General features: G+C 43.0%; 14 protein-coding genes. 3 read left to right on the plus strand and 11 right to left on the minus strand.

Annotated elements, in window-relative coordinates; translation table 11 throughout:
* Positions 1–22: 22 nt before the first annotated feature.
* The 11 genes from ACVBDU_RS19400 to ACVBDU_RS19450 all read right to left on the minus strand — a co-directional run bounded on the left by ACVBDU_RS19400 (position 23) and on the right by ACVBDU_RS19450 (position 10915).
* A complete protein-coding gene (locus tag ACVBDU_RS19400) occupies positions 23–1039 on the minus strand; it encodes a Gfo/Idh/MocA family oxidoreductase (protein ID WP_447181372.1) in 1017 nt (338 codons plus the stop codon).
* Positions 1040–1136: 97 nt separating this feature from the next.
* Entirely contained in the window at positions 1137–1757 is a 621-nt protein-coding gene (locus ACVBDU_RS19405; protein ID WP_447181373.1) for a YdeI/OmpD-associated family protein, read from the minus strand.
* Positions 1758–1826: 69 nt separating this feature from the next.
* Positions 1827–2408, minus strand: a complete 582-nt coding sequence (locus ACVBDU_RS19410; protein WP_447181374.1) for a YdeI/OmpD-associated family protein — start codon at positions 2406–2408, stop codon at positions 1827–1829.
* Positions 2409–2555: 147 nt separating this feature from the next.
* A complete protein-coding gene (locus ACVBDU_RS19415; RefSeq protein WP_447181375.1) occupies positions 2556–2948 on the minus strand; it encodes a DoxX family protein in 393 nt (130 codons plus the stop codon).
* A gap of 83 nt (positions 2949–3031) precedes the next feature.
* Positions 3032–3502, minus strand: a complete 471-nt coding sequence (locus ACVBDU_RS19420; protein WP_447181376.1) for an SRPBCC domain-containing protein — start codon at positions 3500–3502, stop codon at positions 3032–3034.
* A gap of 6 nt (positions 3503–3508) precedes the next feature.
* Positions 3509–3832, minus strand: coding sequence for an ArsR/SmtB family transcription factor (locus ACVBDU_RS19425; protein ID WP_447181377.1), 324 nt, complete (start codon positions 3830–3832; stop codon positions 3509–3511).
* A gap of 73 nt (positions 3833–3905) precedes the next feature.
* On the minus strand, positions 3906–4061 hold the full coding sequence (locus ACVBDU_RS19430; RefSeq protein WP_447181442.1) for a tetratricopeptide repeat protein: 156 nt from the start codon (positions 4059–4061) through the stop codon (positions 3906–3908).
* A 1191-nt stretch (positions 4062–5252) separates the two neighbouring features.
* Positions 5253–5912 carry an SDR family oxidoreductase gene (locus ACVBDU_RS19435; protein WP_447181378.1) on the minus strand — a complete coding sequence of 220 codons (660 nt, stop codon included), beginning with the start codon at positions 5910–5912 and terminating at the stop codon, positions 5253–5255.
* Between the two features lie 599 nt (positions 5913–6511).
* Entirely contained in the window at positions 6512–9097 is a 2586-nt protein-coding gene (locus ACVBDU_RS19440; protein WP_447181379.1) for a phosphoenolpyruvate carboxylase, read from the minus strand.
* A 92-nt stretch (positions 9098–9189) separates the two neighbouring features.
* Positions 9190–9669 (minus strand): Lrp/AsnC family transcriptional regulator, encoded by a 480-nt coding sequence (locus ACVBDU_RS19445; protein WP_112372153.1) that lies wholly within the window; start codon positions 9667–9669, stop codon positions 9190–9192.
* Between the two features lie 130 nt (positions 9670–9799).
* Entirely contained in the window at positions 9800–10915 is a 1116-nt protein-coding gene (locus ACVBDU_RS19450) for a M14 family metallopeptidase (RefSeq protein ID WP_447181380.1), read from the minus strand.
* A gap of 306 nt (positions 10916–11221) precedes the next feature.
* Between ACVBDU_RS19450 and ACVBDU_RS19455 the strand changes: the two genes are divergently transcribed.
* The 3 genes from ACVBDU_RS19455 to ACVBDU_RS19465 all read left to right on the plus strand — a co-directional run bounded on the left by ACVBDU_RS19455 (position 11222) and on the right by ACVBDU_RS19465 (position 12925).
* Positions 11222–11641 (plus strand): helix-turn-helix transcriptional regulator, encoded by a 420-nt coding sequence (locus ACVBDU_RS19455; RefSeq protein WP_447181443.1) that lies wholly within the window; start codon positions 11222–11224, stop codon positions 11639–11641.
* A gap of 84 nt (positions 11642–11725) precedes the next feature.
* Positions 11726–12112, plus strand: a complete 387-nt coding sequence (locus ACVBDU_RS19460; RefSeq protein WP_447181381.1) for a hypothetical protein — start codon at positions 11726–11728, stop codon at positions 12110–12112.
* A gap of 6 nt (positions 12113–12118) precedes the next feature.
* On the plus strand, positions 12119–12925 hold the full coding sequence (locus ACVBDU_RS19465; protein WP_447181382.1) for a TerC family protein: 807 nt from the start codon (positions 12119–12121) through the stop codon (positions 12923–12925).
* Positions 12926–13004: the final 79 nt, after the last annotated feature.

Below are 13004 nucleotides of genomic sequence, written 5' to 3' on the forward strand. Positions count from 1 at the left end.
ATAAAGTATTTAAGACAATTATCTACTCCTCCAATATCTTCAACTGGGCTATGATCTGCGCTTTGGTAACCGGGTATGGTTTGTTGTTCCTAATCGTTTGATAGGCCGCTTCAAAGATACCGGAATAAGAAGCCGGGGCGGAAAGTACTTTTTCCGTGTGTTTCACATCATTGTCGTCCAGCCAGGTGAGTTCCCCTTCCCTGCCCTTGTCTTCCATCCCGAATCCGCTATCACCGGGAAATACGCCTTCCAGTAACTGCTTTTCCTGTACATCTGTACGGTATTTGGTATAAGTTCCCCTGCTGCCGTTGAGTACAAATGCCGGCTGCGGGCTTAGTACCAGCAAACTTGTAGTGACAAATACCTGTAACCCCTCCGGATATTCCAGGTGAATGTGAACATAATCATCCACTTGTGTACCCGGCCTGTTTTTGGCGAGGGTTTTTTGCCACTGTACCGGGATTCCGAATAAGGAAATAACACCGTCCAGAAGATGAGACCCCAGGTCGTACTGCAATCCGCTTCCGGGCACGGTTTCTTCTTTAAAACGCTTTTCGCCTATAGTGTATTTATACCGTTCAAAACGAAAGTAAACTTCTACCGGTTTTCCCAGTTTTCCGCTTTCCAGTACTTCTTTTACCGATAAAAAATCACTGTCAAAGCGGCGATTGTGATAAGGAAGTACGTGACAATTGTTTTTGGCGGCTTCCCGGAACAGGTGTTCCGCTTCTCCGGAGGTTACGGTAAACGGTTTTTCCACCAGCACATGCTTTTTCTGCTGTAAAGCTTTGAGAGCAAATTCATAATGTGTATTGTTCGGGGTATTGACCACCACCAGTTCTATTTCTTCATCATTCAGCAGGTCGTCAACCGAAGCGTAACTTTTAATATCCGGGTATGTCTTATGCGCTTTCTTTTCGGATCTCTCCACTACGGCGGTAAGATCGAATCCGGAGTGCTCTTCGACAAAGGGAGCGTGAAAAATTTTTCCTGACATTCCGAAGGATAGCAGGCCTGTCCTGATTTTCTCTTTTATCATGGTTTATAAGTTTCTGTTCCGGCGTTAAAACCCGGGGTTTTCAATTATTTCAAACTTAAGAATTTTTATCCGTAGCCCTTTCCTCTTTTTGTTAGATTTACCGGTCGTGCAGCCCTTTTCCGCTGAGAATTTTAGGGATACATTTTTCTATCCTGGATTCCCGGGTGGCAGATTGTTTGGCACCGGAAAAATGAAGGATATACCCCCTTTGCCGACCAGGTGTTAATGCCTCAAAAGCGGTTTTCAAGGCAGGGAACTCTTCAAATTTGTTTTGTAATTCTTTAGGGACAGGTTCCGGATTCTTTTTAAAACTGACTTTCAAACCCGCTTTTTCCACTTCAACGGCCTCGTAAATATATGTTTTCAGAATGGTTTTCATTTCCACTATTTCCCGTACACCGGTAAACGGAACGATCCGCCCCGACTGTGTATTCTCCCCGGGTTTTCTCAGGATGCCGTTGACGTCATTTAATAAAGCCCCTTTGAAAAAGCTCAACGCACAATATTCTTTAAACGCCCCTATTATTACGATGTTATTTTCCTGAAAAGTATAACAGGGAACCCCCCATTTCAATTCTTCCTTCAGTCCGCAATCCAGAGCAATCGTTCTCAACTGCTCCAGTTCTTCGGTCCAGTCATGGACTTTACACCCGGGAGTCCCTCCAAGGGGACAACGCCCGCAACCCTCCGCTATATAGTTATCAACTTTCGGATTCATTCCGTTCTCTGTTACTGTGTAGAAATGGTTTTCCCCTCTATCGGGATACCATTTATTTTCTTATAGATTTTATCGATCGTTTAATCCTTTTCCGTTGAGAATCTGCTCCGTATATTTTTCTATTCTTGACTCCCTGGTACTGGATTGTTTAGGAGCCGAAAAATAAAGCAGGTAGCCTCTTTGCCGCCCCGGAGTCAATGCTTCGAACGCAGTTTTCAAGGCAGGCATCTCGTCCAGTTTTTTTTGAAATTCTTCGGGAATCGGGAATTCCGGTTTTTTTTTAAGGTCCACTTTCAAACCGGCCTTCTCCACTTCTATGGCTTCGTAGATATAGGTTTTGAGAATGGCTTCCATTTCCACTATTTCCCGAACATCGGTAAACCGCAGCTGCCTGGCCGACTGTACATTTTCTGTTTGTTGAATCAGGATATTATGAGGGTCTTTCAATAAGGCACCCTTAAAGAACAGGACCGCACAGTACTCTTTAAATCCATGAATGAGAACTATGTTATTGTTTTGAAAAGTATAACACGGATTCCGCCATTTGAATTCTTCGGTCAGTTGACAGTCCAGGATAATTTTGCGCAGCAATTCAAACTCTTTTTGCCACTTTTTGGTTTTATGAATATAATCATCAACTTTTGAGTTCATTTTATCAATCTTAATTTAGAGGTTAAGCCCTGCTCCCGGCCATAGCGGGATTAGTTTCTATAAATTTCAGCCACAAACAGATAAGAGGATTAATTTTCCTGAAAAATATTCGTGTCTCTGTCAAAAACGGGTTTTTCAGTCTGCTGTTCAGTCATTTATCGGTTTTGCTACAAGGAGTTTTCTGCCCGGAGGACGGAAATACCACGATACTATCGTCAGTGTCAGCAATAACAGCGGTCCGAAAAGATCTTTCGGGGCATCTCCGGTGACCAGGTGGGAAAAAACGGCTCCCGACATGGCAAAGAAAAATCCCGCGTAAGCCCATTCCTTTAGCAGGGGAAACCTGGGAATAAGTATAACAACTACTCCGAGGATCTTCCAGGCACCTAATATGGTTAGAAAATAGGCTGGGTAGCCCAAACGGGTTATCATATCTACTTCTTCCTCCATTTTTATGAGCTGTACAATGCCGGTGGAAAGCATTCCCAGTGCAAGCCACACGGTGGCAATCCAATAGACAATCTTTTTTCTTCTGGTCATAATGTTTTATTTTAATTGGTTTCCGGGTTAATTTTTCTAAACTTTTATTTTGCTTGGTTGCTGAGTTAATGGCAATTGCATTACTACTTCCTAATCTCTTGTTTTACAATATCCTGTAATCGATTGTGGGCCATATTTATGCCCTGGGCAAACGGTAACTGTAACATCTGGTCCCGGAGAGAAACCGATTTGTATACAATTTGCATATGGAGTTTACTGGTGGTGTCCGTAAGTTTTTCAAATTCCAGGAATTCCAACTGAACGGCAAAAGGGGAGTTCTCCATTTCAAATGTCCGCGTGATCTTGCGATCAGGGTAAAACTCGTGGATGACCCCGTTAAACCCGTGCTTGTTTCCATGAGGATCGGTGGTTTCAAATTGGTAGCTGCCATGCTTTTTGCATTCCAGTTTCAGTACTTTCGTCCCCATCCACTGTTCCACAATATGTGGCTCTACATACGCTTTGAAAAGTAATTCCAGCGGCAGGTCAAATTCCCTGGTTATCTGTAGTTCCTGTTTGCCTTCTTCGGCATGGATTTTAGTCTTTCGTTCCATATGGTTTTAGCTGTGGGTTTGATAGTTCTTCATTACGGATTCGAGTTTATCGAACCTGTCATCCCAGAATTTTCGGAAAGGTTCTACAAAGTCTGCTATCTCTTTCATTTTTTCCGGATTGAGGTGGTAATAAACTTCCCTGCCGGTTTGCTCCTGTTTGAGCAAATCGCATTCGGTAAGTATTTTCAGGTGTCTGGATACGGTGGGCCGGGCAGTATCGAAATTTGAAGCTATAGTACCTGCCGTCATGGACTGTGTGGCCACCAAAAAAAGAATGGCCCTTCTTGTGGGGTCCGCTATGGCCTGAAATACATCCCTTCTTAAATTCATTACGTAGTTATTTGACTACAAATATATATGTAGCTATTTGTCTACGCAAATTTTTCCGGTTTTTTTATAACAATTATTTTCCTTTGAGCTCCTTCAATATGGCAATTCCATTGTTGTTTTCCGGGTTTATTTCCACGGATTTCTTATAGTTCAGGATAGCCATTTCTTTATTTCCGGCAGCAAGATAGGCTTCTCCGAGGCTGTCGTATACATTCCAGTAATCGGGGATGGAAAAAGTTTAACGACGAGTTCAATAAATTACCCCACTGGTGCCCGCTTAAAATAATTTGATTTTTATGTATTTTTTCTATTGCTTTTTCAATAGTCACTACCTGTTCCCAAGCATTGAGGGATGGAACCTCCATCTTACTGCCGGGAAGATCCGGCGATTAAAACAATCATGCGTGTTTGTGCTTTAAAGATTGTTTCCAGCATGTCGGTTTCACTTGTGCATATTCATGCTCTTTGAGATTATTGTACTCTGTATTCACAAACAGCTCTTTACAGGTGTTTTATCCGGCAGGGAAATGTACCCGAATGTCTCTGACTTCACAGTCCCCGTTCGGTTAAACCCCCGGGCTACAACCAAAAGCATCTCTGCCGGTGTAATACCGGTAGGGACATAACTGTCAAACGGATGGCGCCACCGCCGGTTTCCCGGCAACTTCAGAACGGGTAGCCTGCCTGTAAAGATATGCCTGCCTTTGTCACCAGACCGTCATATCGTATCCCCGGCCGGATAATCCGGAGCCATTTTTTGCCATTTAAGGGAATACGTATACGCCGAACCGGTTTGTGTTAGCCGCTAAAGTAGTTGTATAGGATATCATAAGCAACCCGGTTAGCGGTCAACGCAACTGCGTATGCAGCAAACGGAATCCCTTACGATTTCCTACCCATTCCCTTAAGCGGTCAACGTAACCCGGTTAGCCGCTAAAGCAATTGCGTAGGAATTCACAAGCAACCCGGTTAGCGGTCGACGCAACTGTGTATGCAGCAAACGAAATCCCTTAAGCCGCGTACCCATTCCCTTAAGCGGTCAACGTAACCCGGTTAGCCGCTAAAGCAATTGCGCAGGAATTCATAAGCAACCCGGTTAGCGGTCAACGTAACTGTGTATGCGGCAAACGGGATCCCTTACGATTTCATACCCGTTCCCTTAAGCGGTCAACGTAACTGGGTTAGCCGCTAAAGCAGTTGGGTATAACATCAGAAGCAACCCGGTTAGCGGCTAAAGGGAACAGGTAAGCCGCTAACCGGACCTGGTTCGGTGTATACGCAATCCCTTAAATGACCGTTTTCCGGGCTTAAAAACGGAAAGAAACGGAGCGTTTTTCTGTGGGCTCCGGTACAGGAGGGTATGGAAAAGAAACGCGCTTATGATGAGTAGCCCGAAAGATATTGTGGTACAAAGATGTCTTTAGATGATTTCCACCTGTGCCAAAGCTTTTTCCACAGGGGTTTCTCCCTGATTGAATTCTATAATCTTGCCAATGGTGTGATCTTGTTTTAATACCTCTACAATCACTTTTGCCACATCTTCACGGGGCACTCCCTCCTCTTTTTCCGGGAAAGAAACATTGATCTTTCCGTTTCCGGGGCTGTCGAGTAACATTCCCGGCCGGACTATGGTATAATCCAGGTCGGTGGTCTTTAAAACAAAATCGGCATAATGTTTTGCTACGTAATACGGCTCAATGCCGGAAGTTTTCCAGTATTCGCGTTTATCGGCATTTAAAGCGCTTACCAGAATAAAGCGTTTTACATGGGCTTTTTTTGCCGCTTCCATCGCTTTTACGGCCCCGTCCAGGTCTATGGTAAGCGTTTTATCATCTCCCGTATTGCCCCCGGACCCGGCAGTGAACACCACAGCGTCCGCCTCATGCATGGCTTTGGCTATATCATCTACACTGCCTTCAATACTTCCTATATGGATGGTTACGCCTATTTTGTCAAAAAATGGTTTTTGTTCGGGATTGCGGATAAAGGCGATAGGGTCAAAATCGGGGGAATCCTTTAGTTTGCCGGAAAGTATTTTACCCACTTTCCCATTAGCTCCGATAATCAGTATACGTTTCATTTTTATTCCTTTTTTAATTCCGGTATTGTCGGTAGGGCTACTCCGCCCCTGTTTTTAACATCCGGGAAAATTTTCCAATAAGTTACGAACTTCCGGACAAAATATGAAATCGGGTTTAGTACATGACAAAAATTGTTTTTACCAGGTTTCTCGGAAAATCAGTTTACCCCCTCCCGATAATTATCGGGACTAAAGGGAGCCTGATTTTCCTCGTCCCGATATTTATCGGGATGCTCCCTTTAGTGACAGTTGTTTATGTGTTTGAAATTCAATTTTTCATAAAAATGTGTCATGAGTAGCCCTTCGACTTGGCTCAGGATAAACTAAAGTCGAGAGGTTTTGGGGGATTAACTCCTATAAAAGAGGTCTCGACTACTCCCGACAACCCTCGGGACGACCTGACAGGGGTTGAGTTAACTATCTGTTATTCTGCATGATACAAATCGAACTCACGTTAACCAGGTTATTCGGTGATTAAATTATTCAGATACCCCCTCATTAACTCATTACCCACTTTAAACCACCAACACCCCCCAATAAAAAAGCCACCGCCTGTCATAAAACAAACGGTGGCCGGTAACGATAGAATATGGTCTTGTTTATGCCGAATTCCTGCTGGCGTTGATATTACCGAACAAGGAACGGGTTACCATTTTTTCATAGATCTCCAGTTGTTTGGGATCTGTCTTTCCTTCTTTGCGAAGTTCCTGTATCCTGCGGAGCGCAAATTGTTGTATGGTAAGCAAAGGCAATACGATCTTTTCGCGTATTTCTATGGATGCTTTCCCCGATTTGGTGTTTTCCATCAGGCTTTTGTCCCCGGTCACTTTCAGGATCATTTCCTTACTGCGGAGGTACTCTTCGTATATGATTGTCCAGAATTCGCCGTACACAGGATCGTCCTTCATATATGCCGTAAGCTTAAAGAAGGATTTGGTAAGGCTCATCATGCTGTTTTCCAGAAGTGTGCGGAAGAAAGCGGAGTTTCGGTAAAGGGACTGTACCCTTTCGAATTCCCCTCTTTTATCCAGCGCTTCGATAGCTGTTCCCACCCCGTAAAAACCGGGTACATTTTGTTTCAGCTGGCTCCAGCTTCCTACAAAAGGTATGGCGCGGAGATCTGAGAAATCGAGTTTATCAGATTTTCCTCTTTTGGACGGACGGCTCCCGATATTGGTTTTCGCATAAAATTTGAGCGTACTCATCTCTTCCAGGTACGGCATGAATTTAGGATGCTTTTTGAAGTCTACATAAGCCGCATAGCTTATGTCCGCCAGCTCCTGCATGACATTTTTATCTATGTCGTGGAGAATGTTTTCTTCGTCGGCAAATACTTCGTTTACCACGCCGGAACTGAGAAGTTGCTCCAGGTTGTACTGGCAGGAATCCAGGGTTCCGAAATTAGAACTGATGGTCTGCCCCTGTACGGTAAGCTGTACTTCTTCGTTTTCTATGGTAGGCCCGAGAGAAGCGTAGAACTGGTGTGTTTTCCCTCCTCCCCTTGCAGGCGGACCGCCACGACCGTCAAAGAAGACCACTTTAATACCGTATTTCCTGGATATTTCGGTAAGCACTTCCTTGGCTTTGTAGATACTCCAGTTTGCCATCAGGTAACCACCGTCTTTGGTACCATCGGAAAATCCGAGCATTATGGTTTGTTTGTTCCCTCGTTTTTTCAGGTGCTCCGAATAAACCTTATCGGTATAAAGCGATTCCATTACCTTATCGGCAATTTGCAGATCGTCTACGGTCTCGAACAACGGGATGACATCGAGAGAAGGATTTTTCCAGTCACACAGGCGAATCATGGCAAAAGTTTCCATAACGTTCAGTGCGCTGCCGTTATTACTTATGATATAGCGGTTAGCTCCCAGCTCCCCGTTACTTTTCTGGATTTCTTTAATGGCATAGATAGATTCGAGAGTAGACCTGGTGATCTCCTCCTTAAAGAGCTCCGGGTTCAGCTTTCCGGTTACTTTCCCGAGAACAGCAATTTGTTCTTTTTCGGAAAGTTTCTCGTAATTGTCCGGGAAGATATCCAGTCCGAGTACACGGGATTCGCTGATGATATCCGAAATCACCGTATGGTGCACACGGGAATCCTGGCGGATATCGAGGGAAGCAAAATAAAAACCGAATATCTTAACCTTGTTGACCAAATCGCTGACCTCTTCTACAAACAGGGATTGATGCTCATTGGTGAGTATATCCCGGATCTCCTGCAAAGACGAAAGCATTTCATCCGAAGTTAAGGTAGGGTTCTGAGCGGAAACATAGATACTTTCGTAAATCTTCTGTTCGAGGTCGCCCATCAGTTTGTCCACTACTTTAAAAGTGATCCTTCGCTTCAGTTTGCGGATATCCCGGTAATAGTTTTTCAGTATGGTAAGGCGTAATCTCTCCGCAACTTTCAGGGTGATTTCACTGGTGACAAAAGGATTTCCGTCCCGGTCCCCTCCGGGCCAGAACCCGAGGTTGACGATCTGGCTGTTCAGTTCTATCTCCTCAAAAATATTGTTCTGTATATAATTGTATATTTTGCTTACGGATTGGTAGAACACATTTTCCAGGAACCAGATCAGGCTTACGGCCTCATCATAGGGTGTCGGTTTTTCCTTTTTAAAGAACGGGGTTTTTCCGAGCTGGGCCAGCAGTTTTTCTATAACGCTCAGGTCATTGTCTCTTATGGCTTTGGTCAGGTCTGTAATGATCCCTAATACCGGTCCGGGATAGAACTGTGTCGGGTGGGCCGTGAGTACGGGCCTTACTTTGAATCTTTGCAGAAACTCCCGTAGCGCCGCCGTCTTGTTTTTACCCTCGGCCTCTTCTTTAATACTGCGCAGTGTACCGCGGCCATCCATATTATTAATTACGGGAAATGCGGCATCTTCTATGGCGTCAAACAATACAACCTGCCGTTCTATATATTGAATAAAACGGAAGAGCAGGTCGTTTTTCTCCTCTTCATCCGGATTGTCATAGAACTTGGTGAAGAAGGCTTCTACAATTTCCGAAGGATTTTTGTTTTCTTCATATCCTTTTTCGCATATTTCACTGAATAAAGGCAGTAAAACCCCCGTATTGGTTATTTCATCAAAAGGTAAAGTCATCAATATACTGTTGTATATCTGATATTTAGACAATACACTTTCGTTAAAACGTTCAATTTTCGGTTTTCTCAACATAAATACTCTTCTTTTTTTTCCATTCGAAGATACAAAAAACCCTCTCCAATACAGAATCGGAGAGGGTTCTTTATGTGATATGAACAAAAATTTTACATTTCGTTAAAAATGGAGTGCATCAAACGCTTTTTGTCGTTAATGCTTTCTTCCAGCGAAATCATGGTTTCTGTACGGGCCACCCCGTCGATATCGTCAATCCTGAAGATAATGTCTTTGGCATGCTTGGTGTCTTTTGCCCTTACCTTACAGAATATATTGAATTTTCCTGTAGTAACATGCGCTACGGTAATATTCGGTATCTCATTAAGACGCTCTATAACGAATTTTGTCTGATGCGTTTTTTCCAGAAATATTCCCACGTAGGCTATAAATGCATACCCCAGTTTTACATAGTCCAGGGTAAGTGAAGACCCCCTGATAATACCGGCCTCTTCCATTTTTTTCACCCTTACATGTACGGTACCTGCAGAAATCAACAGTTTTTTCGCAATATCCGTAAACGGTGTACGGGTGTTATCGATAAGCATATCTAAAATCTGGTGATCTACTTCGTCTAATCTAAACTTTGCCATAGTAATCTTTCTTTAACTAAATAAATTTACATTTGCTTTTGTCCAAAACAGAATATTAAAATGCAAAAAAATAAAAAATATTCAATATATGCACGTAAAACTTTGGATATTTTGTTAAGAAAGGGTTAATTTAAAGAAATAATTTAATCAAAACACTTGTTTCTAATTTATTTTCTTCTATAGGAAGAATGGCCGGGTGATCTGCTACGAATTCTTTATGACCGTAAAATCCTTCTAAATCACCGGTTTCTGCTATGTATGGTGTAAATGCTATTTTATGGTCTTTAAGCTCCTCCTTATATAATATACCGATGTCTTTACGGATGATTTCCTCTCCTGTTTTAACCGGGAAACTGCGGATGAATATGTCGAAAAAGCGTTTGTCATTTTCCGGAATGTCAAAATAAGCTTTATACCCAGTGCCTTCCACGGCATTGCCGGAGATAAAACGCAGCGCTGTGACCAGTGCACAGAAAACATACTTACGGGTAACATCCCTGTCGTAATCTTCCGGGTAATGTCCTGCTTCAAACAGCAAAGTAGGTACACCACGGGTCTGAAAAGCATCGCCAACACAGTTTATATTGAAAGTATCATCATACCTGCCTACCTGTCCCGGGATATATTCCTGCAGTACTTTATTGACAGCCGCTATGATCTCCATGCTTTTTTGCCTGGGAAGGGTAATATTGCGTTCTTTATCCGTTGCGGGTGATAAAAAGGATAGAGTAGCCGGACTGGCAGTCGTTCCGGTGTTGAATATGGTACGCTGGTCGTGCAGGTTAAAACAGAAATGAGGTTTAACTTTGTCAAACACATGACGCAATGCAAAGCTTTCCGGCTGAGACAAATCCGCAGCATCCCTGTTCAGGTCAATCTCGTTGGCATTTACACGGGTATACGCAAGCGCTCCGTCCGGGTTCAGTATAGGTATAATATATAAGGTGCATTGTTCCAGAATTTCATCAGCAGTTTCGCCTCCCTGCTTCAGAAATACCAGGAAGTCCATTACGGCCTTGGTGGTTGTGGACTCATTGCCGTGCATTTGTGACCACATCAGCACTTTTTTGCTACCGCTTCCTATACGATATAAATATATAGGCTGACCGGCAACCGAATGTCCGACAACAGACAGTTCTCCCATATCCGTGTATTCCTGTAACAAGGGAACTATATCTTCGGAAATAATATATCTTCCCGCCAGTCTGCTTTCCCGGTTATTGTTATGCCATTCTAATAATTCCATAGATTCATTTTCAGGATTACAAAAGTAAACAATAGAATATTTACATCTGTAAACAAGAGAAAACAACAAGAATGTTTACAAGAATATACAAAGATACTTCCTGCCCCGGGGCATTACTACCATTAAATGATTGCAGATTAACTCCCAAATATAATTGTTATCTAAATAATAGTATATCAGTTATTAAAAACATACTAACTATAGTGTAAGTTTAATTAATTATGTTGATTTGCACCTTGTTTTTTGCTTTAATAGCTAATTATGTTTACATTTGTAACGAATCAACCCCTAACACATCTGTTTACAATGGTAAACACGGAAGATTTTAATAACAGACTACAGGAGGTACTGGACTTTTACGGTTTAAGCGCTTCTTCTTTTGCGGACAGGATAGGCGTGCAGCGCTCTTCCATATCGCACATTCTTTCGGGCAGGAATAAACCGAGCCTGGATTTCGTTCTCAAAATCCTTCACGCTTTTCCCGAGGTGGAGTTGTATTGGCTCTTAAACGGCAAGGGAGTTTTTCCTGTGGATAAACAGGCAGAAAATAAGAAAGAAGTGCCGAGGGAAAAAATACAGGATGCGCCCGACCTGTTTTCTTCACCTTCCCCGCTTCAAATGCTTCCGGGAAACGGTTCTCCGGATATTCCCGGCAAGGAAGTGGAGCGTATTGTATTTTTCTATAAGGACGGTACATTTAAGGAATACAGGAACGATAAAAAATAAGGTGGAAAGATTTATTTTCGGGGTATATTCCATACATTTTAATCTGTATATTTGTTGGAATATCAAACAAAATCACCTTTAGCTGTGGATGTATTAAGAAAAACCGCCTGCCTGTTGTCTCTTCTTGTTTTATTTGCTTCCTGCTATAATGTGGAGCGAAATTGTAAGGATTTCAGGACGGGGACTTTTGAGTTTAATTATATGCTGGACGGGAAAGAGGTCAAGTCCAGGTTTGTTCGCAACGATTCCATTAACATCGATTATATAGGAGAACACATAGACACCGCTTCGGTGTCGTGGGTGAATGACTGTGAGTTTATTATGCGAAAACTGCATCCTTCTTCCATGCGGGAAAGAAAGGCGGTGCAGGTCAAAATACTTACCACGGATGAAAATTCGTATACTTTTGAATATTCTATCGTAGGTGACAGTAAAAACAAGCAGCGGGGAACCGCTGTTAAAATAGAGTAATTCCGTATGTTTGATATTTTTTCTTCCCCGGATGCCTGGATGGCGCTGCTAACACTTACTTTCCTGGAGATCGTTCTGGGGATTGACAATATTGTTTTCATATCCATTACGGCAAACAAACTTCCGGAACACCAGCAGCGTAAAGCCACTAATGTCGGGCTGATACTAGCCATGGTCCAACGGATATTATTACTGTTTGCCATCTCATTCCTGGTGGGATTGAAAGCACCTTTTTATCATTTGGAAACCTCCTGGATTTCCGTGGGGCTTAGCGGGCAAAGTATTATTCTGTTTGCCGGCGGACTTTTCCTGTTATATAAGAGCACCTCCGAAATTCACGAAAAAGTGGACCTCCCGGAACACGGTGAGAAAGAGGTCAGGTCGAAAAAGATCACTTCGCTTTCCAAAGCGATAGTGCAGATTGTTATCATAGATTTTATTTTTTCCATAGATTCCATTCTTACCGCGGTGGGAATGACCAACGGCATAGGAGAAAAGCCCGGAGATGCCCTTATCCTGATGATAATCGCCGTAGTCATATCCATACTTATTATGATGATCTTTGCCAATCCTATCCGCAAATTTATCAATCGTCATCCTTCGGTACAGCTCCTCGCTCTTTCTTTCCTGATACTTATAGGATTTATGCTTATTGCCGAAGCAGCACACCTGTCACACACCAGGGTGTTCGACCAGGAAATCGGCGCTATTCCCAAGGGATACCTTTATTTTGCCATCGCTTTCTCCCTGCTTGTAGAGTTCCTCAATATGCGATTGCGCAAAAGGATGGGAAGCGAAAAGGTGGAATCGTGAAATAGAGATTAGATTGGATATAAGACTAAAAGGATATTTTTATAAAATCCAATATCCCCAATCTAATCTCTCACATCTA

Source organism: Sinomicrobium endophyticum (genome assembly GCF_052983315.1).

What these genes read in the sequence shown, in the direction of transcription:
- ACVBDU_RS19400 (WP_447181372.1), bottom strand. Translation starts at nt 1,039, where the DNA reads ATGATAAAAGAGAAAATCAGGACAGGCCTGCTATCCTTCGGAATGTCA.
- ACVBDU_RS19465 (WP_447181382.1), top strand. Translation starts at nt 12,119, where the DNA reads ATGTTTGATATTTTTTCTTCCCCGGATGCCTGGATGGCGCTGCTAACA.
- ACVBDU_RS19405 (WP_447181373.1), bottom strand. Translation starts at nt 1,757, where the DNA reads ATGAATCCGAAAGTTGATAACTATATAGCGGAGGGTTGCGGGCGTTGT.
- ACVBDU_RS19450 (WP_447181380.1), bottom strand. Translation starts at nt 10,915, where the DNA reads ATGGAATTATTAGAATGGCATAACAATAACCGGGAAAGCAGACTGGCG.
- ACVBDU_RS19420 (WP_447181376.1), bottom strand. Translation starts at nt 3,502, where the DNA reads ATGGAACGAAAGACTAAAATCCATGCCGAAGAAGGCAAACAGGAACTA.
- ACVBDU_RS19425 (WP_447181377.1), bottom strand. Translation starts at nt 3,832, where the DNA reads ATGAATTTAAGAAGGGATGTATTTCAGGCCATAGCGGACCCCACAAGA.
- ACVBDU_RS19415 (WP_447181375.1), bottom strand. Translation starts at nt 2,948, where the DNA reads ATGACCAGAAGAAAAAAGATTGTCTATTGGATTGCCACCGTGTGGCTT.
- ACVBDU_RS19440 (WP_447181379.1), bottom strand. Translation starts at nt 9,097, where the DNA reads ATGTTGAGAAAACCGAAAATTGAACGTTTTAACGAAAGTGTATTGTCT.
- ACVBDU_RS19410 (WP_447181374.1), bottom strand. Translation starts at nt 2,408, where the DNA reads ATGAACTCAAAAGTTGATGATTATATTCATAAAACCAAAAAGTGGCAA.
- ACVBDU_RS19445 (WP_112372153.1), bottom strand. Translation starts at nt 9,669, where the DNA reads ATGGCAAAGTTTAGATTAGACGAAGTAGATCACCAGATTTTAGATATG.
- ACVBDU_RS19455 (WP_447181443.1), top strand. Translation starts at nt 11,222, where the DNA reads ATGGTAAACACGGAAGATTTTAATAACAGACTACAGGAGGTACTGGAC.
- ACVBDU_RS19435 (WP_447181378.1), bottom strand. Translation starts at nt 5,912, where the DNA reads ATGAAACGTATACTGATTATCGGAGCTAATGGGAAAGTGGGTAAAATA.